Here is a 24,082-nt window from a genome sequence, read left to right on the forward strand (position 1 = left end):
GACGCCAACGCGTCACTGCACTGTCGGCCGACTTTTCGTGCACGCGGGGCGTGCGCGCGGGCCGCGGGGACGCCTCTTGCTTGCGCGCCGGGGCCCCTTGGGGCAGCGTCCGGCCGTCCTGAAACGAGAAGGAGGCGGCCGCCCGTGGCCACCATCTATGTCGACGCCGACGCATGTCCGGTGAAGAGCGAGGTCGCGAAGGTCGCCGAGCGGCATCGCGTGCCGGTCGTGATCGTCTCGAATGGCGGCATCCGCCCGAGCCGCGACCCGCTGGTGAGCACCGTGATCGTGCCGGATGGGCCGGACGCGGCGGACATGTGGATCGCGGAGCGGATCGGGCCGGGCGACATCTGCGTGACGGGCGACATCCCGCTCGCGGCGCGCTGCATCGAGAAGGGCGGGCAGGCCGTGCGCCACAATGGCGACGTGTTCACGGCCGCCAATATCGGCAACCAGCTCGCGATGCGGGACCTGATGGCCGACATCCGCGCCGCCAACCCGCTCGGCGTTGCGGGCGGCGGGCGGCCCTTCTCACAGCGCGACCGCTCGCAATTCCTGCAGGCGCTCGACCGCCTCGTGCGCGCCTCGATCAAGGCGGGGTGAGCGGCCCGTCCCGGCCGTTTTCTTGCCGCGGAGGCATGATAGGGTCCCTGCAATAAAAGATTGTGGGAGGGACTACATGTTTCTGTACGACAAGCTGATGGCGCGCGCGTCCGAACGCCCGGTCGGCGTGTGCCTGATCGGCGCCGGCAAGTTCGGCTCGATGATCCTCAGCCAGATCCCGACGACGCCGGGGCTCACCGTGCGGGTCGTCGCGGATCTGAGGGTCGACGCCGCGCGGGCGGCGTGCCGGACCGTCGGCTGGCCGGCCGAGCTCGTCGAGCGGACCGACTTCACGGACGACACGATGGCCGCGATCATGCGCGACGATGTCGATGTCGTGGTGGAGGCGACGGGCCATCCGCGGGTCGGGCTCGCGCACGCGCGCGCGGCGATCGCGGCGGGCAAGCACATCATCATGGTGAACGTGGAGGCGGACGTGCTCGCGGGCCCCGCGCTCGCGCGCGAGGCGGCCTCGGCGGGCGTCGTCTACTCGATGGCCTATGGCGACCAGCCGGCCCTCGTCGCCGAGATGGTGGAGTGGGCGCGCTGCTGCGGCTTCACCGTGACGGCGGCGGGTAAGGGGACCAAGCACCTGCCGCACTACCACCAGTCGACCCCGGACACGGTGTGGGGCCATTTCGGGGTGACGGCCGAATATGCGCGCGCGGGCGGCATGAACCCGAAGATGTTCAACTCCTTCGTCGACGGCACGAAGTCGGGCATCGAGATGGCGGCGATCGCCAATGCCTGCGATCTCGCGGTGCCGTCCGACGGGCTGCTCTTTCCGCCGGCCGGCGTCCACGACCTTGCCCACATCCTGCGGCCGCGCTCGCTCGGCGGCGTCTTGGAGAGGGCCGGGATCACCGAGGTGGTGAGCTCGATGGAGGTCGACGGGCGAGAGACGGCGGACAATCTGCGCTGGGGCGTCTACGTGGTGGTGGAGGCGCCGAACGACTACGCGGCGGGCTGCTTCAAGCTCTACGGGATGAAGACCGATTCCACCGGCCGCTACGGGGCGATGTACCGGCCGTTCCACCTGATCGGGCTGGAGCTCAACATGTCGATCCTCGCCGCGGCGCTGGAGGGGAAGGCGACGGGCTCCTCGCGCGCCTTCGTCGGCGATGCGGTGGCGACGGCCAAGCGCGACCTTGCGGCGGGCGAGACGCTCGACGGGGAGGGCGGCTATTGCGTGTGGGGCAAGCTCGTGCCGGCGGCGCGCTCGCTCGGCGAGGGGGCGCTGCCGATCGGCCTCGCGCAGGACGTCGTCCTGACGAAGGCGGTGAAGGCGGGCGACATGGTGCGCTGGTCCGACGTGACGCTCGCGGCGGACGACGAGGCCGTCGCCTATCGCCGCGCGATGGAGGCGGCGGAGCGGCCGAGCCTCGCGGCCTGACGCGCCTTGGCGCGGGGGGCCGCGCCCGGCCTCAGTTGAGCGAGGCCGGGTGGTTCCAGCGCGCGGGGCCCCTCGCGGCGCGGGCGGCGGCCTTGAGGGCCTGTCGCTCGGCCGGGGAGAGGCCCCAGCGATAGCGGACGTGGGCGTCGCCGGTGTCGGTGGCGGCCATGCCGATGCGCTCGGCGATGCGGCGCGAGCGCGCGTTGTCGCGGTGGATCTCTGCGACGATGGAGGGGAGGCCCAGGTCATCCGCCCCGTAGGCCGTGAGGTTGAGGGCGGCCTCGCGCGCGAAGCCGTGGCCGCGCGCCGCGCCGGTGAGGCGCCAGCCGATCTCGATTTCCGGGCCCGCCGCGTTCTGCGGGATGAGGAGGACCCAGCCGAGGAAGGTGGTCGGCGCCTCGCGCGGGGTGATGACCCAGTAGCCGAGCCCGCAGGGATAGGGGCCGCGCGTGCGCGCCGCGATGAAGGCGCGGTGGGCGGCCTCGTCGTGCCAGGGGCCGTCGACGAATTCCAGCGTGCCCGGCTCGCGGTCCATGGCGAAGGACGCCTCGTGATCGGCCGAGGTGCGCGGCCGGAGCACGAGGCGCTGGGTGACGAGCGTGGGCTGGGCGGGCCAGTGGCCGCGCTCGTCCATCGCGTCAGCCCATCGTCGAGTTGAAGGCGCCGCCGTCCACGAGGACGTTCTGGCCGATCATGAAGCCGACATGCTCCGAGCAGAGGAAGGCGGCGATCTTGCCGAACTCCTCGGCGGTGCCGAAGCGGCCGCGCGGGTTTGCGGCCTGGGCGCGGGCGCGCGCGTCCTCGACGCTGATATTCTCGCGCTTGGAGATGGAATCCATCAGCGACTTCACCCGGTCCGTGTCGTGCTGGCCGGGCAGGATGTTGTTCATGATGACGCCGTGCTTGGCGACCTGGCGCGCGGTGCCGGCGACGAAGCCGGTGAGGCCGGCGCGCGAGGAGTTCGAGAGGCCAAGCTGCGGGATCGGCGCCTTCACCGAGCCGGACGTGATGGAGACGACGCGGCCCCATTCGCGCTGGATCATGCCGGGCAGGACGGCGGTGGCGAGGAGGATCGGCGTCAGCATGTTGGAGTTGATCGCCTTCTCCCACTCCTCGCGGCCCCAGTCGGACCACACGCCGGGGGGCGGGCCGCCGGCATTGTTGATGAGGATGTCGGGATTGGGCTCGGCGCGCAGGAGCGCGGCGCGGCCTTCATCGGTGGTGACGTCGCACACGACCGTCTTCACCTCGACGCCGTAGCGGGAGCGGATGTTTTCGGCGGTTTCTTCCAGCGTGTCGGCGGTGCGGCCGTTCAGCGTGAGGGCGACGCCGGCTTCGGCGAGCGCTTCGGCCGTTCCCCGCCCGAGACCCCGAGACGATGCGCAGACGATCGCGCGACGACCCTTGATACCAAGATCCATATGAGGTGTCCTTATGTTTTGGATGTCCGATCGCACGCGGGGCGGCCGGTCGCAAGCGGCGCTGTCTCGCGTTTGCGCGATGTCACTGCTGAATGCGAATGCAAACGCATGATTGAACGCGGGAATATTCTGTACTTTGATCAGGTTTGAGAATGAAAACGCCAGAAACTTGGCAGGGTCGCCTCTTATTTGAGCGGCGCATGGAATTCGCTTGGCAACCTGTTTGTGATATGCATTCGTTGGAATTGTTGGCTGCGTATTTCCACTGGCGACCGAACGCGGATTCCAGGACGGACGACCGAAAGAATGATGAGATGCCGCCGGGACACCGAGAACCCGGGTTTGATACAGCAGAACGGCCATCCTCTCGAAGATGTCGTTGGAATGCTCGCCCGCCGGCTGCCGAGGCTGCGGCAACGCGATGACATGTTCCGACCTTAGCTCACAATTTGCAGTTCCAGTGTGCGGCCGGTGCAGCCCGACAGCCGCAATGTATCTGCGTGATGGAGCGAAGGCCGGAGAAGGATTTCGACGCCGGGTGCGGGGCCGGGCGCGAAAGGTACCGGGAGACAGGAGGCCGTGATGGCGACAGGTACAGTGAAGTGGTTCAACGGAACCAAGGGATACGGGTTCATTCAGCCCGACGAAGGTGGTGCGGACGTGTTCGTGCACATTTCGGCGGTGGAGCGGGCAGGCATGAATTCTCTGACCGAGGGGCAGCGCGTCTCGTACGAGCTCTTCAAGGATCCGAAGCGGGGCCGCACGTCGGCCGAACAGCTGAAGGCCATGTGATCATCACATTGTGATCGTGCGCCGGCGGCCCGCTGGGTACGCCGGTGTCTGACGCAAGATGTCCGCTTCGCCGCCTGCGGGATGCTCCGTCCGGCGGGGCGGCGCTCCGACGGTGGCGGTCCTGGCCGCCGGACGGGCCGATCCGGGTCGCGCGGGCGCGGACCTATTCCAGGACGACCCCCACATTCTTCGCCTTGTGCTCCGGCTCGACGTGGATGGTGATCGTGCTGTCCTCGATCTCGCGGCGCAGCGCCGCCTCGATCTTGTCGCAGATCGCATGGGCGGCGGCGACGCTCATCGCGCCCGGCACGATGAGGTGGAACTCGATGAAGGTGCGCCGGCCGGCGTGGCGGATGCGGATGTCGTGCGCCTCGAGGGCGCCGTCCGCGTGCTCACCGATGATGGTGCCGACCTTGGCGATGTCGTCGGGCGACGCCTCGTCCATGAGGCCGCCGACCGCCTCGCGCATCACGCCCCAGCCGGCCCACAGGATGTTGAGCGCGACGAGCGCGGCGATCAGCGGGTCGAGCACCAGCCAGCCGGTGAGCTGGACGAGGATCACCGCGACGATGACGCCGCCTGAGGTGAACACGTCGGTGAGGATGTGCTTGCCGTCCGCGACGAGGGCGGGGGAGCGCAGCGCCCGGCCGCGGCGCACGAGGATGGTCGCCCACACGCCGTTGATGACGGAGGCGAGCGCGTTGATGGACAGGCCCGCGATCGGCGCGTTGAGGGGCTGCGGGTCGAGGAAGCCGTCATAGGCGGCGCTGAGGATCGCGAGCGCGGCGACCGCGATGAGGACGCCTTCGAGGACGGCGGAGAAATATTCGACCTTCGAGTGGCCGTAGGGATGGTTGTCGTCGGGCGGGGCGGCGCTGATGCGCAGCGCGAGCGCGGCCGCGCCCGCCGTCATGATGTTCACGATGCTCTCCATCGCGTCCGAGAAGAGCGCGACGCTGCCTGTGATCTCCGCGGCGAGAAGCTTGAGGCCGAACACGAGGAGCCCCACGCCCACGCTGATCAGCGCGAGCGCGAAGGGGTTGTTCATGATCCTCGCCGATGGCGCGCCCTTGCGCTCAGACATCCGGCCGTCTCGCCTTCTTTGTGCGTCGACATTCGCACCGCCGGTGATGGCCGGGCGGGGAAGGGGTCAGCGCAGTCGGAATTCATCTCCCGCCCCGTTCAGGACGCGGCGGGCACCAAGCTCAAGCATCGATAGGAGGCGCAGGTTGCGCCAGGCGGCCCGTCTCCTGGTGTCGCGGGCTCGGCGGGAGCTACCAAGCCTGGGTCGGCCTGTCCATGATGGTGCGTCCGAAAAGGCTCGCGGCGAGGTCGACCATCAGCGATGCGGTGCGGCCGCGCTCGTCGAGGAAGGGGTTCAGCTCCACGAGGTCGAGCGAGCGCACGAGGCCGCTCTCGTGCAGGAGCTCCATCGCGAGGTGAGCCTCGCGCACGGTCGCCCCGCCGGGAACGGTGGTGCCGACGGCCGGCGCGATGTCGGGGTCGAGGAAGTCGACATCGAGGCTGACATGGAGGTGGCCGCCCGCCTCGGAGACGCGGCGGATCGTGTCGCGGATGAGATGGCCGACGCCGAACTCGTCGACGACGCGCATGTCGTGGACGACGACGCCGTGCGCCTTGAGGAGGGCGCGCTCGTCACGGTCGACCGAGCGGATGCCGATCATGGTGATGCGGGTCGGGTCGATCGGGGTGATCGGGCCGCCATAGATGAGGTCCGCACCGTCGAGGCCGGCGGCGATCGCGACGGGGATGCCGTGGAGGTTGCCGGTGGTGGTGGTGCGGATGGTGTTGAAGTCGGGGTGGGCGTCGAGCCAGAGGACGTGGGCCTTCGGGTCGGTGTCGGCAACACCGGCGAGGGAGCCCGCGGCGATGGAATGGTCGCCGCCCATGAGGATCGGGATGTGCCCGGCGCGGACCGCGATGCCGATCGCCCGGCGGATCGCGCGGGTCCAGCCCGCCATCTCGCCGATATGGTGGGCGGGCGCGTAGGGCGCGTCGTCGATCGCCACGGCGTCGGGGACGATGTCGAAGTCTTCGGCGATGGTGTGGCCGAGCTCGGTGAGGGTTTCGACGATGCCCGCCGTCCGCAGCGCGGCCGGCCCCATGAGGCAGCCGCGGCGGTAGGTGCCCGACTGGGTCGCGGCGCCGATCAGGGCGAGGGTGGCCATCGACGGTCCTTTCTCGATTCAAACGCAGACGAGCTGACCCGCGGGGGCCAGCTCGTCAAGTCTTCTGCGGCGGATGGAGCGAATTAGGCCGCCATCGCCTTTTCGTTCACACCGCTGGTGGCGAGCGTGGAGAGCTTCTGGTCGGCCGACATCTCCTGCTCCAGCGTCTGAGACAGGAGGGCGGCCGCGTCGGTGTGGCCGAGCGACTTCGCCCACGTCACGAGCGTGCCGTAGCGGGTGATCTCGTAGTGTTCGACGGCCTGGGCGGCGGCGATGATCGCGGCGTCGCGCGTCGCGTCGTCCTCGGCCTCCTCCATCAGCTCCTTGGCTTCCTCGATGATGCCGTCGATGGCTTCGCAGCGGACGCCGCGGGCGGCCTTGTCGAACATCTCGAAGACCTTCTCGAGCGTGTCGATCTGACCCTCGGTCTCCTGGCGGTGCGCCTCGATGAGCGACTTCAGCTCGTCGGAGCTGGCCTTGCGCTGCATCCCTTTCATCGCCTTCAGCGCCTGCTTCTCGGCGTACAGTATGTCGCGAAGGAAATGCATGAAGAGGTCGTCGAGCGACTTCATAGACATAGGTTAACTCCAGAAAAAGTGATTCTGGACCAGGAACGCGAAAGCTTGATGACGGTTCCCGCCGTCGCCTCAATCCGCGAAATCTATGATGTGGGCGAAGGAGCCGGCGACGCGGCCGACGCGCGAGCCGATGGGCCCGAGCGCGGCGCCGGTGCTGTCGGCGGCCTCGAAGAGGGGGACGCCCTCCCGCTCGATGGTGGCGTAGTGGAACTCGTGGCCGCGCAGGGTGGCGGGGAAGAGGCCCCCCTCGTGGCGGAGCGTGCGGTAGCCGAGCGTGCGGCGGCGCACGGCGAAGCTCGTCGAGATGGGGAGGAGCGCGGCCATCGGGTGGGCCGTCCCTTCCGCGTCGACGAGGGTCTCGCCGAGCGCCATGTAGCCCCCGCATTCGCCGTAGATCGTGGCGCCGCGCCGTGCGGCGGCGTGGAGGCCGTCGATCCAGGCGCGGGTTGCGGCGAGGCGGGGGGCGTGGAGCTCCGGATAACCGCCGGGGAGGATGATGGCGTCGGCCGTCTGGTCCGGCGCTTCGCCCGCGAGGGGGGAGAAGGGGTGGAGCGTCGCCCCGGCGCGATGCCAGCCGTCGAGGATGTGGGCGTAGGTGAAGGAGAAGGCCGCGTCCGCCGCGATCGCGATGCGGTTGCCGAGCGGGGCGAGCGGGGGCGGGGCGGACGCGGACGCCGGTGAGGGCGCGGCGGGGCGGAGCGCCTCCAGCGCGGCGAGGTCGGTGTGGGCGGCGACGGTCGCGGCGATGGCCTCGATCGCGGCCGAAAGGTCGGCGCGCTCGCCCGCCTGTTCGAGGCCGAGATGGCGCGACGGCAGGGAAAGGGCGTCGCTGCGCGGGATCGCCCCGAGGAGGGGGACGGGGGTGCGGGCGATGGCCTCGGCGAGCATCGCCTCGTGGCGCGGGCTCGCGACGCGGGTGAGGATGATGCCGGCGAGGGTGATCGAGGGATCGAACGTCGCGAATCCGTGGACGAGGGCGGCGACCGAGTGGCTCTGCCTCTCGGCGTTGACGACGAGGACGACGGGAAGGCTGAGGCGGCGCGCGACGTCGGCGGAGGAGCCGATCCCGCTGGCCGGGCCGTCGAAGAGGCCCATGACGCCTTCCACGACGAGGTTGTCGTGGCGCGCGAGATGATCGATGAGGGCCGGCCGCATCGCCCAGAGGTCGAGATTGATGGCGGGGATGCCGGCGGCGGCGGTGAGGAAGCCCGGATCTATATAGTCCGGGCCGACCTTGGCGGGGGTGACCGGACGGCCTCGTTGGCGCAGTGCCGCGACGAGGCCGGTGGTGGTGACGGTCTTGCCGGAGCCCGACGCGGGCGCCGCGATGAGGAAGCTCATCGGGCGCGGACAGCGTGTTGCGGGCGACGGTGGCGCGTTTGCAGCCTGCCGATTACCACTGATCGATCCGGCGCCACCGGCGCCATTGTTTCTCTCCCACAGCACAGTCCACACGCGGCGGGCTTCCCGGCGCGCGATATTGGGCGCGCATCACGCGCGGTTGGGCGTTCGCGATCTCCAGAACGATCTTGCGACGGATCGCCTCCTGCAGACGGGTCTTGTCGTTCACCGTGATCATGAAGGCGTTGAAGCCGCCGATCACGCAGTCCTCATAATAGAGGTCGAGCTGGTCAAGTTGGAAGTAGCCGCCCGAGGCGTTCTGCTTGATCATGATGGGCAGCCCGTTGATCGTGATCCCCTGGGAGAGGACCTGATCGCGGGCGGCGGTGACGAGGATGCCCATGTTGTTGGGCCCGTCCCCCGACACGTCGATCACGCGGCGCATCCCGTCGATGTTGTTGTCGAACAGGGTCGCGGCGTGGGTCAGGATGGAGCTGATGGAGGTGCGGCGCATCCGGCCGATCGGCGCGCTTTCCAGGGCGGTGGCGAAGGCTTCGGCGGCTTGCGGACCATCGATGATGGTCCAGGGGACGAGGGTGCGTTCGAGACCGACGCCGGCCCATTCGACATAGGTCAGGGCGATTCGGCCCCAATCCCCTTTCTGAATGGCGCCAAGGACGAGCGGATCTCGGATCGCGTCCACGTAGCCCTGGCGTTGCAGGCGTTGTTCGTCGAGGTCCATGGACCAGGACACGTCGACGGCGAGAATCAGCTCGACATCGACCACGGGGGCGATTTCCACGGCACGCGCGGAGGTCGTAGCGGCAGCAATTAGGGAGAGCGTAGCGAATAGAATGCGGAGCATCGATCGGGGCCTCCTTCGAATACGACGCTGTTGAGAGGCGGGCAGCTCAGTGCCAGGGGACAACCTGCAGGGGGCGTGCCACATCCCGAAACCGGCTAACTTCCGGTTGGGAGGTGTGGCGCCGGGCCGCTGCCACCTTCGGGCGCGTCGCGTTGCCATCCAATGATCGAAGTGTGCGCCAACTTCCTTGCGTGAAGCTGAAATTCCGTCGAGCGTGGATGGACTCAGCCCATCATGCCGCGGCTTTCCGCCGCGTCGAACCACGATATCGTGTCCGCGAGTGTGACCGCCGCGCCCACGACGACGATCGCGGGGGTGGGGAGCGGGCGTGGCGTCGCCGCCTCGGCGAGGGTGAGTCGGACGAGGGACTGGTCCGGCAACGTCGCGTTGGCGATGAGGGCGACGGGCTCGTCCGGTGGACGGCCGGCTTCGAGGAGGCGGGCGGCGATGGCGGTCAGGTGCTTGGCCGCCATATACATGACGAGCACCGGCGAGGCCTTGGCGAGAAGCGGCCAGTCGATCGCCGTCGGCAGCTCGCCCTTGAGGTCGTGGCCGGTGAGGAAGGTGACGGATTGGTTGATGTCACGATGGGTCGCCGGGAGGCCCGCATAGGCGAGCCCGCCGAGGCCTGCCGAAATGCCGGGCACGATGCGAAACGGAATTTCAGCAGCCGCGAGCGCCTGGCATTCCTCCCCGCCACGGCCGAACATGAACGGGTCTCCCCCCTTGAGGCGCAGGACGCGGTCGCCCGCGCGCGCCGCTTCGATCAGCGTCTCGGTGATGTCGGCCTGGCTGGCGGACGGCTTGCCGCCGCGCTTGCCGGCATGGAGAAGCCGCGCGCCGGGACGGGCGAAGCCGAGGATCGCCTCGCCGACGAGGGAATCGTGGACGATGAGGTCGGCATGGGTCAGCGCGTGGTAGGCCATCAGGGTGAGGAGGCCCGGCGCGCCGGGTCCCGCCCCGACGAGCCACACGCTCCCCGGCGCGAAGACCGGGAAGGGGGCCGCGTCGAGGTCGGCGAAGGAACGCGGCTCGGGGTCGCGAAGGGGGGTCATTGACCACCTCGGAGGAGATCGGACGGGGAGAGGGCAACCGGCCGCTGCGGACCGGATGGACGACGGGCGCCTGCGCGACCGCCGCCGCGAAGGCCGCCTGGACGGCGCTGTTGACGGGCCATTTCCCGGACCCGGTCGAGATCGTTCTGCCGCGCGGTCAGCGCGTCGCCTTCGCGCTCGCGCGCGAGTGGCGCGGCGATGACGCGGCGATGGCGGCGATCGTGAAGGACGCGGGCGACGACCCGGACGTGACGCACGGCGCGCTCGTGAGCGCGACGGTGCGGCGGAGCGAAGGCGGCGTGCGCTTCGCTGCCGGCGAGGGGGTCGGCATTGTGACGCGGCCGGGCCTGCCGATCGGGGTCGGCGAGCCCGCGATCAATCCCGTGCCGCGCCAGATGATGCGCACCGCGATCGAGGAGGTCTCGGCGGGGCTCGGCGTCGCGCCGGACGCGCTCATCACGGTCGGCGTCGAGGGCGGCGAGGCGCTCGCGCAGAAGACGTGGAACCCGCGCCTCGGCATCGTGGGCGGCCTCTCCATTCTCGGCACGACGGGGATCGTGCGACCCTTTTCGTGCGCGGCATGGATCCACTCGATCCATCGCGGCATTGATGTTGCGAGGGCGGCAGGGCTCGACAGGGTTGCCGCGTCGACCGGGGCGACCTCCGAGCGCGCGGCGCAACGGGCCCTTGCGCTGCCCGACCATGCCATGCTCGACATGGGAGACTTTGCAGGCGGGGTGTTGAAATATTTGCGCGATCATCCCGTCCCTCACCTCACGATCGCGGGCGGTGCGGGGAAATTGTCCAAGCTCGCGGCGGGTGCCCTCGACCTCCATTCGGCGCGGTCCCAGGTGGATTGCGTGCTGATGGGGGAATGGGCGCGCGCGGGCGGTGCGGACGATGCGCTGTGCGGATCGATCGCCACCGCGCCGACGGCGATGGCGGCCTTCGCGGCCGCCGAGGACGCCGGGTTCGATCTTCCGAGGATCGTCGCGATGCGGGCGCGGGACGAAGCCGCGCGGCAATTGAAGGGCGCGCCCGTCGAGGTCTCCATCATGATCGTCAACCGTGAAGGAAGGATCGTGGCGCATGTCTAGGATCCTCATACTCGGCGGGACCGAGGAGGCGCGCGAGCTCGCCGAGCGGCTCGTCGACAAGGGCGCCGACGTCACCACCTCCTTCGCGAGCGATCTCGCCGAGGAGTATCCGGGCGCGGTGCGCCGGGGCGGCTTCGGCGGCGAGGAAGGGCTCGCGTCCTTCATCGAAGGCGGTGCCTTCACGATCGTCGTCGACGCGACGCACCCGTTCGCGAGCGAGATCAGCCCGGCGGCGAAGCGGGCCGCGAAGACGGCCGGGGCGCGCTACTACCGGCTGGAGCGGCGGCCGTGGCGCCGGGCGACCGGCGACCGCTGGATCGACGTGCGCTCGCTGGAGGAGGCGGCCGAGAAGATCGACAAGGGCGCGCGCGTCTTCCTGACGGTCGGCTCGCGCGGGATCGCGCCCTTCCTGCCGCGCCGCGACCTCGAAATCGTCGCGCGGGTGATCGATACGCCCGATCTCGGCACGCGGCACGACATTACCCTCGTCAAGGATCGCGGCCCGTTCGACATCGAGGACGAGCGGGAACTCTTCGCGCGCTACCAGTTCGACGCAATGGTAACGAAGAATTCGGGCGGCGAGGCGACGGCGGCCAAGCTCGTCGTGGCGCGGGAACGCAAGATGCTCGTCTACATGGTCAAGCGGCCGCGCGGGCAGCCCTGGGTCAACGCCGCGACCGTCGATCAGATGATGCGAAAGCTCCGCCGTCACCTCTGAGCGCCGGTCTTCTGGTTGCGGAAGAGGTGGCGGTGCTTCGGGTCGTAGAGCGCCGAATCCGAAAAGCCTTCCGGCGAGAGGACGCGGCCGACGAGGATCAGCGCGGTGCGCGTGATCTTGGCGGCGCGAACCGACGCGGCGATCGTCTCCAGCGTGCCGAGAATGACCTCTTCGTCCGGCCATGAGGCGCGCACGACGACGGCGACCGGGCAGTCCGCCCCGTAATGCGGGGTCAGCGTTTCCACCACATGGCGCAGATTGCGCACCGAGAGATGGATAGCGAGCGTCGCGCCCGATGCGCCGAGCGTCGACAGGTCCTCCTGGTTCGGCATCTTCGACGATTTCATCGCCGTGCGCGTGAGGATCACGGTCTGCGAGACGTCGGGGAGGGTGAGCTCGGTCTGGAGCGTCGCCGCCGCGGCGGCGAAGGCCGGGACGCCGGGCGTGATGTCGAACGGGATGCCGGCCGCGTCGAGGCGGCGGATCTGCTCGCCGATCGCGCCATAGAGGGAGGGGTCGCCCGAGTGGACGCGCGCGACGTCCTCGCCGCGGGCGTGGGCGGCTTCCATCTCGGCCATGATCTCGTCGAGGTTCATCGAGGCGGTGTCGATGACGCGCGCGCCCTCCGGCGCCTCGGCGACGACGGCTTCGGGCACGAGCGAGCCGGCATAGAGGCAGACCGGGCAGGCCCGGATGAGGTTCAGCCCGCGCACCGTGATGAGGTCGGGCGCGCCGGGGCCGGCGCCGATGAAGTGGATCATGGTGCGACCTCGTATCCGCGGGGTGTGTAGACGTGGGTGCGGCCGTCCCCGCGGGTGAAGGCGCGCGTGGTGGAGGCCCCGATGACGACGGTCGCGAGCATGTCGACCGACGCCGGATCGAGGGCGCCGAGCGTGGTGTGGTGGATCGCCTCGGCGGGGCGGCCGAGGCTTCCAGCGACGACGACCGGGGTGTCGTCGGGGCGGGCGGTCTTCAGGATCGCGATCGCCTCGCCGAGCTGGGTCGTGCGGCGCATCGAGCGCGGGTTGTAGAGGGCGACGACGAAGTCCCCCGCGACCGCCGCCTCGAGGCGCTTGCGGATCGCGGCCCACGGGGTGAGGAGGTCCGACAGCGAGATGAACGCGAAATCATGGCCGAGCGGGGCGCCGACGCGGGCGGCCGCGGCCTGCGCGGCGGAGATGCCGGGCGCGACGCTGACCGCGACGCGGCGGGCGGCGTCGCTGAGGTCGCCGCTGTCGAGAAGCTCCATCGCGAGGGTCGCCATCGCGTAGATGCCGGGGTCTCCCGACGAGACGAGGGCGACGGTGCGGCCCTTGCCGGCCTCCTCCAGCGCGAAGCGGACGCGGGCCGTCTCGTCACCGAGGGGGAAGTCGTGCCGGGTCTGGGACGCGCGCAGATCCTCCACGAGGTCGAGATAGAGTGAGTAGCCGACGAAGGCGTCCGCGGCGGCGAGCGTCGCGACGCACTCGGCGGTGCGCCAGCGCGCCGTGCCGGGGCCGATGCCGACGATCGCGAGATGGCCGCGCGCGCGGCCCGGAAGGGCGGTGATCGGGGCGGGGGCCTCGGCGATGGCGAGGGTGAGGCCGTCCTGCTTCCGCTTCGGGACGATGAGGTTGCCGTCGGGTCCGGCCGCGGCGAGGGCGGCGGCCTCGGCGACGCCCGCGACGCCGACCGCGGCGCGCACGATCTCGGAGCGCGTCGTGAGGCGGGGCTCCTCCGCGGCGAGGGTCGCGGCGTCGAAGACGCGGAAGGGCGCGTCGCAATGGGCGGCGACGGCGTGGAGGGCGGCCTCGTCGGCTTTCTTGTCGAGGCTCGTGACGAGGGCGACGGCGCGGGGGTCGAGCCCGGCTTCGGCAAGGGCCGTCTCGGCGAGGGCGATCGCGGCTTCGGCCGAGGCGCCGCGCTCCGCGCCCATCCCGATCACGAGGCGGCGAGCGATGTAGGTGGGGACGCTCGCATTGTCGTCGAGGCGTCGGGTGGTGGCGCGGATCGGGCGCTCGCCCGCCGGAAGGGCGGGCAGGAAGGTGAGGGCCGCGTCGGGCGCGGCGCCTTCGCCGGCTGCAAGGGCGGCGGCGAGGGCTTTGAACGGGGCGGGGTCGGCGACGCGCCAGCCGGCGGGCGGATCGTCGAGCGCGACGCCGAGGCGGCGATCGCTCTGCGTGGTGGTGGCCGGCGCGACGGCGAAGGCCTCGCCGAGGATCGCCGCGAGCGCGCCGCCGCCGCGATGGGCGCCGAGAAGGGGGACGATGGCGCTCCCGTCTTCCGCGAGGGCGATGACGGGCGGCTCGGCGGGCTTGTTCGCGAGGAGGGGGCCGAGCGTGCGCATCAGGATGCCGGTGGAGAAGAGGCCGACGATGGCGGTCCCGGCCTCGAAGACGCGCGCGAGGGTGTGGGCGGTACCGGTGAAGGACTGGTCCACCGCGTCGGCCGGAACGCGGTCGGCAAGGCCGTGGATCGTGGCGGCGTGGCCGGCGGCCTGCAGCGCGGCCTTCGCGCGGCGCGCGACGGGAAGGGCGGAGGGGCCGAGGACGACGATGGCCGTCTCTTCTGCGCGGCGGGCGGGGGCGGGCGCCGCCGGGTCGGGCGCGGGGAGGACGATGGTCGAGAAATAGGGTTTCGGGCCGGGCGCCGCTTCCGCGAGAGGGGTGACGATCTCTTCGGGCAGCGTCGCGCGGGCGACGAAGGTGCCGGTTCGCCCGGCGGCGCGCACGAGGGCGGCAACGGAATCGAAGTGGCGGCCGACCTTGTAGAGGATCAGCGCGCCCGGCGCGCGCAGCGCGGTGCGGAGCGTCTCGGTGTCGGTGGTGGCGGGGAGGATGGTGAGGGGCTCGTTGCCGCGCACGAGGCTCGTGCGGGAGACCGCCGCGCAGGCGGAGGCGGCGGTGACGCCGGGGACGATCTCGAACGGGAAGCGGTCCGCGAGGCGCGCCATTAGCGAGGCGGCGCTGCCATAGAGCATCGGGTCGCCCTCGCAAAGGAGCGCGACGCGGCGGCCCTCTGCGAGGTGGGCCGCGATCGTTTCAGCGGCGTCGTCGTAGGCGGCCTCGGCCGCGCCATCATTCGTCATCGGCACGGTGAAGGGGAAATGGGTCGCGTTCGCGGTGTGCGCGGCGGCGATGCGCGCGGCGAAGCTGCCGGAGGAGGTGGTCGGATAGGCGACGATGTCGGCGGCCTCGATGGTGCGGGCGGCCTTCAGCGTCAGGAGTTCCGGGTCGCCCGGTCCGACGCCGACGATAAAGAGGGTCATGGTCGCACTTTCGGCGCAGTCTGGCGGCGCGTCACGCTTTGACGGCGCGCCATTGGAGGACGGGCATCGCGGGCCGCATCGCGAGGAGGCGGCCGACGGGTTCGGCGTGGGAGAGGGCGATGCGGGTGAGGTTGCCGCCGAGGCGGGCCTGCCGCGCGATGGTGGCCGCCTCGCCGCCGAGCGTCACCGCGTTGGAGACGAGGATGCCGCCGGCGGGAAGGTGCGCCCAGAGCGCCTCGAAGAGCGCCTCGTCCGCGACGCCGCCGCCGAGGAAGATGCGCGTCGGCGGCGCGGCGTCGGCGAGGCGGTCGAGGGCGGGGCCTTCGAGGAGGGCGGCGCGGGTCGCGGTGGCGGCGAGGTTCGCGCGGATCGCCTCGGCGCGGGAGGCGACGCGCTCGAAGAGGGTCGCGGTCCCGCCCATGCGGCACCAGTCGATCGCGACCGCGCCGCTCCCCGCGCCGACGTCCCACAAATGGCCGGGCGGGGCGAGGGCGGCGATGGAGAGAAGGCGGATCTCGTCGCGCGTGACGCAACCATCGTGGACGAGATCGTCGACCGCGACCGGGCCGGGGCGTCGGCACTCGACGGCGAGGACGTTGAGGGGCGCGGCCGCGCCGGCGGTCTCGCGCGCGGGCCGGGTGCGGTGCGCGGCGTCGGGCGTGCCGAGATTTTCGAGGATCGTGACGGGGCTGTCGCCATAGCCCGCGCCGGTGAGGAGTGCGGCGATCTCGGCCGGGGCCTCGCCGTCGCGGGTGAGGGCGAGGAGGCGGCGGCCGGGGGCGGCGTGGTCGAGGATTTCGCGCGCGGGGGCGGCGTGGAGTGAGAGGGTCGTCACGCTCTCCAGCGGCCAGCCGAGCGCGGCGGCGGCGAGGGAGAAGGCGGACGGGGCCGGATAGATGGCGATCTCCTCGGCCGGGAGATGGCGCAGGAGCGTCGCGCCGACGCCGTAATGGAGCGGATCACCGGAGGCGAGCACCGTCGTCGGCGTGCCGCGGCGGGCGAGGATCGCGGCGATGCCGTCGGTGAAGGGCCGCGGCCAGGGCCGGCGCGCGGCGGCGGGGATTCCGGCTGCCTCGAGGAGGCGCGCGGCGCCGAACACCGCCTCCGCCGCGAGGGCGGCGGGCGGGGTGTTGGGGGCGAGGGCGCCGTTCGGCAGCGCGCCGACGAGGGTCAGCCAGACGGTCATCGACGGGCGGGGCGTGCGCTCATCGGGCGCGCGCGGCGGCGTTGACGGCGCCGCCCGCCATGGCGCTGCCGCCGCGGCGGCCGGTGAGCGTCGCGTAGGGGAGGGGCGGGTCGAAGGCGACGAGGGCGGCCTTCGATTCCACCGCGCCGACGAAGCCGACGGGGAAGGCGAAGATCGCCGCGGGGCGCGCGCCGTCCTTCACCATGGCGAGAAGCTCGAAGAGTGCGGTGGGGGCGTTGCCGATCACGACGATCGCGCCGTCGATCTCGCCCGCGGCGCGGCGGATCGCGATGGCGGAGCGCGTGGTGGCGGCGGCCTTCGCCTCGGCCTCGGTCTCGGCATCGTTCAGGTGGCAGATCACCTGCGCGGGCGGCACGAAGCGGGCGGAGATCGCGTGCCGCGTCATCTCCGAATCGACGATCACCGGCGCGCCGGCGGCGAGCGCGGCGCGGGTGACGGCGGCGAGATCGCCCTTGAGGACGAGGTTCGGCAGGATCGTGGTGTCGCCGGCGGCGTGGGCGATGCGCTCGGCGATGGGCGCGCCCACGCCGAAGCGGTCGAGATCGGCCTCCGCGCGGATGATGGCGAAGGACTGGCGGGTGATCGCCTCCGGGTCGCGCTCATAGTGGATGCCGCCGGAGCGCATGACGCTCATCGGCCCGAGCGGGTGGCGCTCGTGCGGGTAGGGGTGATGGTGGTGGTCATGGTCGTGCCCATGCGCGTGGCCGTGACTGTGCCCGTGGGCGTGCTCGTGCGTGTGGCTGTGGTCGTGTGAATGCCCGTGGTCATGGGAGTGGCCGTGCGCGTGGGCATGATCGTGCCCATGCGCGTGGCTGTGGCCGTGACTGTGCGCGTGGGCGTGGTTGTGGTCGTGCGAATGCCCATGGTCGTGGGAGTGGCCGTGCGCATGGGTATGGTCGTGCGTGTGCCCGTGCCCGTGATGATCGTGGTCGTGATGGTGGTGGCCATCGTGGCTGTGGCCGTGGCCGTGGGTGTGGGCGGCGGGTTCGGGGGCAGGGATGACGCGGCAGGCGCCGGTGCAGAAGGTGTCGCACAGCTTGCAGGTGGCGACGGTGGCGCCGGGGGCGGAGGCGCCCATGCCCTCCACGTGATGGTGGTGGCTCTCCTGGGCCGCGCCGACCTCGTCCTCGAAGCCGAGGACCTGGGTGCGGTACTTGCACATGCCGCAATTCATGACGTTCTCGCCGTCGAGGATCTCGGTCACGCGCTCGACGAAGGTGTCGATCACGGACGGATGGTCGCCGAGATAGGCAGCCTTCTCGAAGGCGATCTCGGGGTGGCGGGCGGCGGTCGCGTCGGTGAACCCGTAGATCCGGTCGATGAGGATGCCGGAGAAGAGGAAGTAGGGGAACACGATGACGCGGCGGAAGCCGAGGCGCGTGACGCGGTCGAGGCAGGGCTCCACGAGCGGGAAGGTGACGCCGGAATAGCCCGTCTCGCACCAGCCGAAGCCGAAGCCTTCCCACAGGAGCCGCGCGACCTTGGCGACGTTGGCGTTGGCGTCGGGGTCCGACGCGCCGCGGCCGATGACGACGAGGCAGATGTCGGCGTTGGGGGCCGGGCCGTGGCGTGCGTTGAGGGCGTCGATCGCGGCCTGCACGCGGTCGCCCGCGGCGCGCAGCATCCGCGCGTCGACGCCGAGATCGCGGCCATAGTCGACCCGGATCCCGTGCTTGGCGGCATAGGTGTTGAGGACGCTCGGGATGTCGTTCTTGGCGTGGCTCGCGGCGAACAGCATCCCCGGCACGGCGAGGATCCGGTCGACGCCGTCGGCGCGCAGCGCGTCGAGCCCGTCGCGGATCACGGGGTTCGCGAACTCCAGATAGCCGTATTCGACGGGCCAGTCGGGGAAGCGGGGGCGGAGCGCCTCGGCGAGGGTGGCGAACTCGTCCACCGCGCTCTGTGAACGCGAGCCGTGGCCGCAGATCATGACGCCGATGCGCTCGCTCACGCTGTCCTCGCGCGGCGAACGGGTCTGCGATGGGCGATGGACATCGGGGCCTCCGGTTCGAAACGCGCGCACCAAGAGGCGCGGGGACCTGCCCCGCCATCCGGCAGCCGCGGAGTCTCGGCCCCCGAATTGGGTCGGCCTCACCGCGATCGCTTTCAGTTCCGTCGAGGAACGCTGCGGCGTGGGCAGTAACAGTCCTCCGGCCGCCTTACAAGGTCTTCACGTTGGCGGGGTTCGCGCCAGGGGCCTGTCTGTGATAGGGTTTTTCTTTGGTGCACACGCGACGGTTGTTTCCGCGTGTCCCGAGAATGCCCGCGCAACAGAGGTGTAGAATGTTGAAATCTGTGGCTTTGGCGTGTCTCGTGTCGGCCGTGTTGACAGGGCCGGTCTTCGCGCAAGACGAACAACAGACCGCCAGCCTGAGCGGCGAATGGGAAGGCAAGGGCTTCGTCCAGAAGGACGAGAAGTCCAAGCCCATGAACGTTCGCTGCAAGATCGCCGGCGAAGATACGGGCGACCGCATCGGCTTCGAAGGCGAATGCCGGGCGATGATGATCATGAAGCGCGCCATCGGGGCGAACCTGGTGCGACAGGGCGACACCTATTCGGGAACCTATCTCGGCTCCCATGTCGGTGTCGCGCAGCTCGAAGGCGGCCAGAACGGGCCGAACACCTACGTCCTGACGATGACCTTCCCCAAGGAGGTCAATGGCGACGACGTCGCCACGATGACGATCGACACATCCGGCGAGGGGACGTTCACGATCACGACCGTGGACCGGATGGAGACGGGCGACGACATCACGACGTCGCAGATCACGTTCGAGCGGAGCGCGCGCAGCGTCGCCTCGCAATAAGGACCGCGCGATCCGGCGCTCCGCGCGCCGGGTCGATCTCCCTGACCCTCGGGTGATCGCGGCCTTCCGCGGCCTTAAAAATTCCCGTTCAGCAGCATCGCGATGAAGGCGATGCCGATGATGACCAGGAACCAGCGCCACAAATTCGCGCCGCCGCTGAGCTGCGCGTCGGGCGGCGCGTATTCGCGCCGCGACTGGCTGAAGGCGCTGTTGTAGGCGCTCGCGGCCGGCGGGGCGGACGAGGCCGTTCCGTAGGCGGCGTAGGGGTCGTCATAGGGCTCGTCGAGGACGAGGGCGCCCGTCGCGTCCGTCGTCGCGTGCTGCGTCGCGGGGCGGGGCGGGGCGAGCGTCTCGCCCGGCTCGTCGAAATCGGCGGGCGGGATGTCGATCGGCTCGCGCGGCGGGGGCGCGGAGATGCCTGCGGCGTCCTCCACCGTCTCCAGCATCGCGGCAGGCTGCTCCGGCGGCTCGTGCGCGAGCTTGGGGGCCGCGACGACCTCCACGTCCCGCTCGATCTGGTGCTGGAGGCGGGAGAAGAACTCGGCGACGAGGGTCCGGGCGGTGCCGTCGAGGACGGAGCGCTCCAGCGTCGCGAGCTGACCCTTCAGCGAGATCGTCACGTGGTAGGCGAGGTTGGTGGTGGCCGCGTCGATCGCCGCGAGGGCGACGTGCGCGTTGCCGCGGGCCGAGCCGTTCTCGTTGGCGTTCGCCTCGCCGCGGACGGAATAGCCGGCGGGCCGGTCCTCGTTGTAGACCTCGACGCTCACGAGCGGGGCGATCTTGAGCGGGCCGACCTTCAGCCCGGCCGTCAGCTCGTAGGTGTCGTCGTCGACCTTGGAGAGGGAATGGCAGCCCGGAATCGACTGGCGCAGGACGACGGGATCGTGCAGGGCGTCGTAAACGCGCGCCTGTGGAGCCTTGATGATCTTCTCACCGGTGAGTTCCACGATCCGTGCCCCGAAAAGATTGCGTGCTGAAAAGATAGGAATGCGCCTTTATGCAGTCAAAAGATCCCGGCGTCTGCCCCATTTGTGGTGGTCGTCGTTTCGTCGCGGGTCCGAAGGGGCGGATGTCGCCCAATGGCGGCCCCCCGCGCTGCGCGGAATGCGGCGCGTTGGAGCGGCACCGGGCCTTTCGCTGCCTGTTCGAGGCGCTGGTTCCAGGCTTTGCGGGGGCGCGCGTGCTGCAATTCAGTGACGACCCGTCCGTGGTGCGGGACGGGTTCGCCGCGTTCGAGGTCTCGTCCTATGGCGGGTCGAACCATCTCGACATGGCCGATATCGACCGCGACGACGCATCCTATGACCTCGTGATCGCCAACCACGTGCTGGAGCATGTGGCGGACGATCACCGCGCGCTCGGCGAGCTGGCGCGGGTGAGCGGGCCGGACGGGGTGGTATTCCTGTCGGTGCCGGACCTCCTGCGCGTGGAGGAGACCGTCGAGTACGGTGCGCCGCGGGCGGACAAGCACGGCCACTATCGCCTCTACGGGCCCGACATCGCCGCGCGCTGGAAGCGGGCGGTGCCGGACTGGCAGGCGGTCGGCATCGTCGCGCAGGACCCTGTGACGGGCGCGGAAGACCGCGCGACGCTCCTGTCGCGCAGCGGGGCGCGGCTCGGGGCGCTGCGCGACCTCCTCAGCGCCGCCGGCTATCGCCCGTTCGACGCGATGGCCTGAGGGAGGGCGGCGCCGCGCTCAGCCGGAGGGGGCGAGCGCGGTGTCGAGCTTTGGGACGGGCGCCACCGAGGCGGGGGTCGGCTCGATCCCCGGCCAGTTCGTCTCCGACTTCGTGAGGTTGCCGGAAATGTCCTCCTCCCAGAACATCACGACATTGGGAGTGATGTTGAGATAGAGTTTACCGTCGACGATCCGCCACAGGTTCGGATTGCCCGGCACCTTCCCGCCCTTCGAGACGCCATAGGCGCAGTGGCCGTCATATTGCGGGGCGTAGCGGGCGGGGTCGGCCTCGAAGCGGGCGAGATGCTCCGCGTTGGCGAAGGCGAAGGTCGCGCCATTATAGGTCGCGGTGAACGCCTTCGAGCCGGGGACGGCCGGCGGCTGCGGCGCGCCGACCGGGGCCTGCTGCATGTCGAAATATGCGACGACATCGTAGCCAGAGTTGGCAAATTTCGTGGCATCGACATACTGCTCTCCGGCGTCGGCCGAAGGGCCGGTCGTCGTGGCGATGGCGAGGATGGCGGCAACCATCGCGGTGGTTCGGCGTTTCATGTGCCAAATCCTTGTTGGTACGCGACGGGGCGAAAATGCGCCGCGCCGGTGTGCCGAATGTTGCGAAGGGGCGGGTCCGGCGCAAATCAAGCGGGATCACCTTTCGCTGCGGCGTGGTGATCGCATCGTGTGGTGCGGTGCGGGGCGAATTTGGGGAATCGGGAAGGGAGCACGACGTGCTGCAGGCGATCAGCGACTGGATTACCAAGCTGTCTCACGCGGGGGAGGGGGAGGAGAAATTCTCGGTCGCCGACCCGCGCCTCTCGGTCGCTGCGATCCTCGTGCACATCGTCGCCATCGACGGGGTGGTGACGGGCGACGAGAAGCGCCGCCTGCGCGAGGTGCTGAGCGCGCACTACAGCCTGTCGCCGGAGGAGACCGAGTCGCTGGTCGAGGAGGCGACGCAGCGCGATGACGAGGCGGTCGACCTTTACGCCTTCACCTCGGTGCTGAAGCGCGAGCTCGACGAGGACGGGCGGCGCGAGGTCGTCGAATTGATGTGGGAGATGGTCTACGCCGACGGGGAGGTGTCCGAGTTCGAGGACAATATCGTCTGGCGCGTCGCCGAGCTGATCGGGGTCACCGCACGCGACCGTGTGACGATCCGCAAGAATATCGAGGCGCGCCGCGACGCGAATCGATAGCCTGCCGCCGGGGACTCTGATACGTTTTTTGTCCATGAGCAATTTTGCAGCACCTCCTCAGCCGGTCGACGGTGCGGTGACGCGCGAACGGCCAATCCTCATCATCCTGCATCAGGCGCATTCGACGCCGGGCCGCCTCGGCCACATGCTGGTCGAGCGTGGCTACAGGCTCGACGTGCGGCGCCCCGCGCTCGGTGACAAGCTGCCGACCACCATGGCCGACCATGCCGGCGTGATGATGTTCGGCGGTCCGATGAGCGCGAACGACACGGACGCGTTCGTGAAGCGGGAGATCGACTTCATCGACGTGCCGCTGAAGGAGGAGGCGCCCTTCTTCGGGATCTGCCTCGGCGCGCAGATGCTCGCCAAGGCGATCGGCGGCACGGTGGGGCCGCACCCGGACGGACAGGTCGAGATCGGCTATTACGACGTGACGCCGACCGAAGCGGGCGCGGCGCTGATGGACTGGCCGAAGAAGGTCTACCAGTGGCACCGCGAGGGGTTCCGCACGCCGAAGGGGACGGAGCTTCTCGTCACCGGCCACCACTATGAGGAGCAGGCTTTCCGCGTCGGCCCGTGCGCCTACGGGGTGCAGTTCCACCCGGAGCTGACGCTCGCGATGATGTATCGCTGGACGACGCGGGCGAGCGAGCGGATGAAGCTGCCCGGCGCGCGCCAGCGGAAGGACCATTTTCGCGGCCGCGCGATCTACGACCCGCCGGTGAAGGCGTGGCTGGAGCGTTTCCTCGACACGTGGACGGGCGCGGCCGACAAGCGCGTCGAGGCGCTGGCCCCCGAGACGGCCCCGGCGCTGAAGCTTTCCGCCTGACCGGAAGACCGGCCATCAACGGCCGGCCTTGCGTGACCTATCCTGTCGCGGCGACGTTTGCGGCGATGAGGGCCGCGAGGCCCGGCTCGTCTAGCGCCGCGAGGGCGAGGAGCGCCGCGTAGGGGTCGCCCTTTAGGCCGAGGGCGGCGGCGAAGGCGGGCTCGGTCTTCAGGCCCCGCTCGCGCAGCGTCATGATCCGTGCGCGCAGCGCCGGGCCGCCGAGGGCGAGAAGCCGGCGCTCGATCTCGAAATGATGCCAGCCGTTCTGGTGCGCGACCGGCTCCGCCGACGCGAAGATCTCCACCTCCCAGCCGAACGCCATGAAGCGCGCGACGAGCGGGCGAGGCGCGTCGCGCCATTGCCAGAGACGCACGTCCGCTTGGCCCGCGAGGAGAGGCGTCAGAGCGGCGAGGAAGGCCGCCATGTCCGGGGCGTGGCAGAGGATGTCGATGTCGCTGTCCGGGCGGTCCAGCCCGAGCGGCGGCGTTCCGGCGATGCGCGGGTCAAAGGGGGCGAGCGCGCCGCCGGGGTCGAGCGCCGGCAGCACGGCGTGCCAGGGAAGACGCGCCATCGCGGGTGGCGGGCGCGCCGGTCAGCGCGGGAATTCGGCGAACCAGGGCAGGTCGAGCCAGCGGCCGGCCGTGCGGCCCGCGATCGCCCAGTAGACAAGCCCGCCGACGGCGCCGCACGCGACGCACAGCACCACCACCTCGTTGAGGATCGGGGGGAGCGGCATCCCGTAGATCGCCTCGCGGATGGGGAGGGCGTGCGTCAGGCCGATGGCGCTGCCGATCACCAGATAGGAGACGAGCCCGCGCAGCTTCAGCCCCTCGGTCAGCGCGACGCCGATCGCGGCCGGCAGGAAGGCCGACACGCTGAGGCTGAACGTCATCGACACGATGAGGACGGTCGTCTGGATCAGGGCTTCCCAGCTCGTCTGCAGCTCGGTCAGCGTCACCTTGGTGATCGCGGCCGTCGCGAAGGTCGCCGCGGCGAGACAGGCCGTGCCGTAGGCGATCAACACCATGATCGACTGTGCCGTTAGCGCCCAGATCGCGTACATGA

Annotated in this window: 25 protein-coding genes; 9 read left to right on the forward strand and 16 right to left on the reverse strand. The window is 70.4% G+C overall.

Features of this window, described 5'->3' with window-relative positions:
* Window positions 1-144 precede the first annotated feature (144 nt).
* Together DBV35_RS21030 and DBV35_RS21035 are read left to right on the forward strand one after the other, a co-directional pair.
* Window positions 145-603, forward strand: coding sequence for a YaiI/YqxD family protein (locus DBV35_RS21030; RefSeq protein WP_108662339.1), 459 nt, complete (start codon window positions 145-147; stop codon window positions 601-603).
* 76 nt (window positions 604-679) lie between these two features.
* Window positions 680-1,996 (forward strand): NAD(P)H-dependent oxidoreductase, encoded by a 1,317-nt coding sequence (locus DBV35_RS21035; protein ID WP_108662340.1) that lies wholly within the window; start codon window positions 680-682, stop codon window positions 1,994-1,996.
* Between the two features lie 31 nt (window positions 1,997-2,027).
* Here DBV35_RS21035 and DBV35_RS21040 read toward each other — a convergent pair whose 3' ends face one another.
* Window positions 2,028-2,630: a GNAT family N-acetyltransferase gene (locus DBV35_RS21040; protein ID WP_108662341.1), complete on the reverse strand. Its 603-nt coding sequence runs from the start codon at window positions 2,628-2,630 to the stop codon at window positions 2,028-2,030.
* A 4-nt stretch (window positions 2,631-2,634) separates the two neighbouring features.
* Complete coding sequence (locus DBV35_RS21045; RefSeq protein WP_108662342.1) at window positions 2,635-3,417, reverse strand: SDR family oxidoreductase; 783 nt, start codon at window positions 3,415-3,417, stop codon at window positions 2,635-2,637.
* Between the two features lie 582 nt (window positions 3,418-3,999).
* Between DBV35_RS21045 and DBV35_RS21050 the strand changes: the two genes are divergently transcribed.
* Window positions 4,000-4,209: a cold-shock protein gene (locus DBV35_RS21050; protein WP_108662343.1), complete on the forward strand. Its 210-nt coding sequence runs from the start codon at window positions 4,000-4,002 to the stop codon at window positions 4,207-4,209.
* Window positions 4,210-4,372: 163 nt separating this feature from the next.
* Here the strand turns inward: DBV35_RS21050 and DBV35_RS21055 are convergent, their stop codons facing one another.
* From DBV35_RS21055 to cobA, 6 genes are all read right to left on the reverse strand, one after another.
* On the reverse strand, window positions 4,373-5,257 hold the full coding sequence (locus tag DBV35_RS21055; protein WP_108662344.1) for a cation diffusion facilitator family transporter: 885 nt from the start codon (window positions 5,255-5,257) through the stop codon (window positions 4,373-4,375).
* 226 nt (window positions 5,258-5,483) lie between these two features.
* The gene (gene rocF, locus DBV35_RS21060) at window positions 5,484-6,398 is read right to left on the reverse strand and encodes an arginase (RefSeq protein WP_108662345.1); all 915 of its coding nucleotides are present in this window, start codon (window positions 6,396-6,398) and stop codon (window positions 5,484-5,486) included.
* An 83-nt stretch (window positions 6,399-6,481) separates the two neighbouring features.
* Window positions 6,482-6,970: a YciE/YciF ferroxidase family protein gene (locus DBV35_RS21065; protein WP_108662346.1), complete on the reverse strand. Its 489-nt coding sequence runs from the start codon at window positions 6,968-6,970 to the stop codon at window positions 6,482-6,484.
* Between the two features lie 75 nt (window positions 6,971-7,045).
* Window positions 7,046-8,317 (reverse strand): cobyrinic acid a,c-diamide synthase CobB, encoded by a 1,272-nt coding sequence (locus tag DBV35_RS21070; protein ID WP_108662347.1) that lies wholly within the window; start codon window positions 8,315-8,317, stop codon window positions 7,046-7,048.
* A gap of 52 nt (window positions 8,318-8,369) precedes the next feature.
* Entirely contained in the window at window positions 8,370-9,182 is an 813-nt protein-coding gene (locus DBV35_RS21075) for a DUF1194 domain-containing protein (protein WP_108662348.1), read from the reverse strand.
* A gap of 224 nt (window positions 9,183-9,406) precedes the next feature.
* Entirely contained in the window at window positions 9,407-10,237 is an 831-nt protein-coding gene (cobA, locus tag DBV35_RS21080; RefSeq protein WP_108662349.1) for a uroporphyrinogen-III C-methyltransferase, read from the reverse strand.
* Here cobA and DBV35_RS21085 point away from each other — a divergent pair.
* Window positions 10,237-11,334, forward strand: a complete 1,098-nt coding sequence (locus DBV35_RS21085; protein ID WP_108662350.1) for a cobalt-precorrin-5B (C(1))-methyltransferase — start codon at window positions 10,237-10,239, stop codon at window positions 11,332-11,334. The two genes, cobA and DBV35_RS21085, sit on opposite strands and share 1 nt — an antisense overlap.
* Window positions 11,327-12,052 (forward strand): cobalt-precorrin-6A reductase, encoded by a 726-nt coding sequence (locus DBV35_RS21090; protein WP_108662351.1) that lies wholly within the window; start codon window positions 11,327-11,329, stop codon window positions 12,050-12,052. Before DBV35_RS21085 ends, DBV35_RS21090 begins: the two co-directional genes overlap by 8 nt.
* Here DBV35_RS21090 and cobM read toward each other — a convergent pair.
* Genes cobM through DBV35_RS31475 form a run of 4 tightly spaced genes read right to left on the reverse strand, consistent with a single transcriptional unit; the run spans window position 12,043 to window position 18,457 of the window.
* The gene (gene cobM, locus DBV35_RS21095; RefSeq protein ID WP_108662352.1) at window positions 12,043-12,813 is read right to left on the reverse strand and encodes a precorrin-4 C(11)-methyltransferase; all 771 of its coding nucleotides are present in this window, start codon (window positions 12,811-12,813) and stop codon (window positions 12,043-12,045) included. The two genes, DBV35_RS21090 and cobM, sit on opposite strands and share 10 nt — an antisense overlap.
* Window positions 12,810-15,299: a precorrin-3B C(17)-methyltransferase gene (cobJ, locus tag DBV35_RS21100; protein ID WP_342752395.1), complete on the reverse strand. Its 2,490-nt coding sequence runs from the start codon at window positions 15,297-15,299 to the stop codon at window positions 12,810-12,812. The genes cobM and cobJ overlap by 4 nt, the downstream gene beginning before the upstream one ends.
* 31 nt (window positions 15,300-15,330) lie before the next feature.
* On the reverse strand, window positions 15,331-16,485 hold the full coding sequence (gene cbiE, locus DBV35_RS21105) for a precorrin-6y C5,15-methyltransferase (decarboxylating) subunit CbiE (RefSeq protein WP_108662353.1): 1,155 nt from the start codon (window positions 16,483-16,485) through the stop codon (window positions 15,331-15,333).
* 19 nt (window positions 16,486-16,504) lie between these two features.
* Window positions 16,505-18,457: a precorrin-8X methylmutase gene (locus tag DBV35_RS31475; RefSeq protein WP_108662354.1), complete on the reverse strand. Its 1,953-nt coding sequence runs from the start codon at window positions 18,455-18,457 to the stop codon at window positions 16,505-16,507.
* 371 nt (window positions 18,458-18,828) lie between these two features.
* On the opposite strand from DBV35_RS31475, the gene DBV35_RS21115 reads away from it, so the two are divergent.
* Complete coding sequence (locus DBV35_RS21115; RefSeq protein ID WP_157961885.1) at window positions 18,829-19,314, forward strand: hypothetical protein; 486 nt, start codon at window positions 18,829-18,831, stop codon at window positions 19,312-19,314.
* 74 nt (window positions 19,315-19,388) lie between these two features.
* Here the strand turns inward: DBV35_RS21115 and DBV35_RS21120 are convergent, their stop codons facing one another.
* Window positions 19,389-20,261 carry an SRPBCC family protein gene (locus DBV35_RS21120; RefSeq protein ID WP_157961886.1) on the reverse strand — a complete coding sequence of 291 codons (873 nt, stop codon included), beginning with the start codon at window positions 20,259-20,261 and terminating at the stop codon, window positions 19,389-19,391.
* A 233-nt stretch (window positions 20,262-20,494) separates the two neighbouring features.
* On the opposite strand from DBV35_RS21120, the gene DBV35_RS21125 reads away from it, so the two are divergent.
* A complete protein-coding gene (locus tag DBV35_RS21125) occupies window positions 20,495-20,992 on the forward strand; it encodes a class I SAM-dependent methyltransferase (RefSeq protein ID WP_157961887.1) in 498 nt (165 codons plus the stop codon).
* Window positions 20,993-21,010: 18 nt separating this feature from the next.
* Here the strand turns inward: DBV35_RS21125 and DBV35_RS21130 are convergent, their stop codons facing one another.
* Window positions 21,011-21,544: a YHS domain-containing (seleno)protein gene (locus DBV35_RS21130; protein ID WP_245944019.1), complete on the reverse strand. Its 534-nt coding sequence runs from the start codon at window positions 21,542-21,544 to the stop codon at window positions 21,011-21,013.
* Between the two features lie 176 nt (window positions 21,545-21,720).
* Here DBV35_RS21130 and DBV35_RS21135 point away from each other — a divergent pair, with 176 nt between their 5' ends.
* Both DBV35_RS21135 and DBV35_RS21140 read left to right on the forward strand, forming a co-directional pair.
* Window positions 21,721-22,188, forward strand: a complete 468-nt coding sequence (locus tag DBV35_RS21135) for a tellurite resistance TerB family protein (RefSeq protein ID WP_108662359.1) — start codon at window positions 21,721-21,723, stop codon at window positions 22,186-22,188.
* A 34-nt stretch (window positions 22,189-22,222) separates the two neighbouring features.
* Entirely contained in the window at window positions 22,223-23,017 is a 795-nt protein-coding gene (locus DBV35_RS21140; protein ID WP_108662782.1) for a glutamine amidotransferase, read from the forward strand.
* Between the two features lie 37 nt (window positions 23,018-23,054).
* Here DBV35_RS21140 and DBV35_RS21145 read toward each other — a convergent pair whose 3' ends face one another.
* Entirely contained in the window at window positions 23,055-23,588 is a 534-nt protein-coding gene (locus DBV35_RS21145) for a DUF4269 domain-containing protein (RefSeq protein ID WP_108662360.1), read from the reverse strand.
* 21 nt (window positions 23,589-23,609) lie between these two features.
* Window positions 23,610-24,080, reverse strand: coding sequence for a hypothetical protein (locus tag DBV35_RS21150; protein ID WP_157961888.1), 471 nt, complete (start codon window positions 24,078-24,080; stop codon window positions 23,610-23,612).
* Window positions 24,081-24,082: the final 2 nt, after the last annotated feature.

Source organism: Acuticoccus kandeliae (assembly GCF_003073115.1).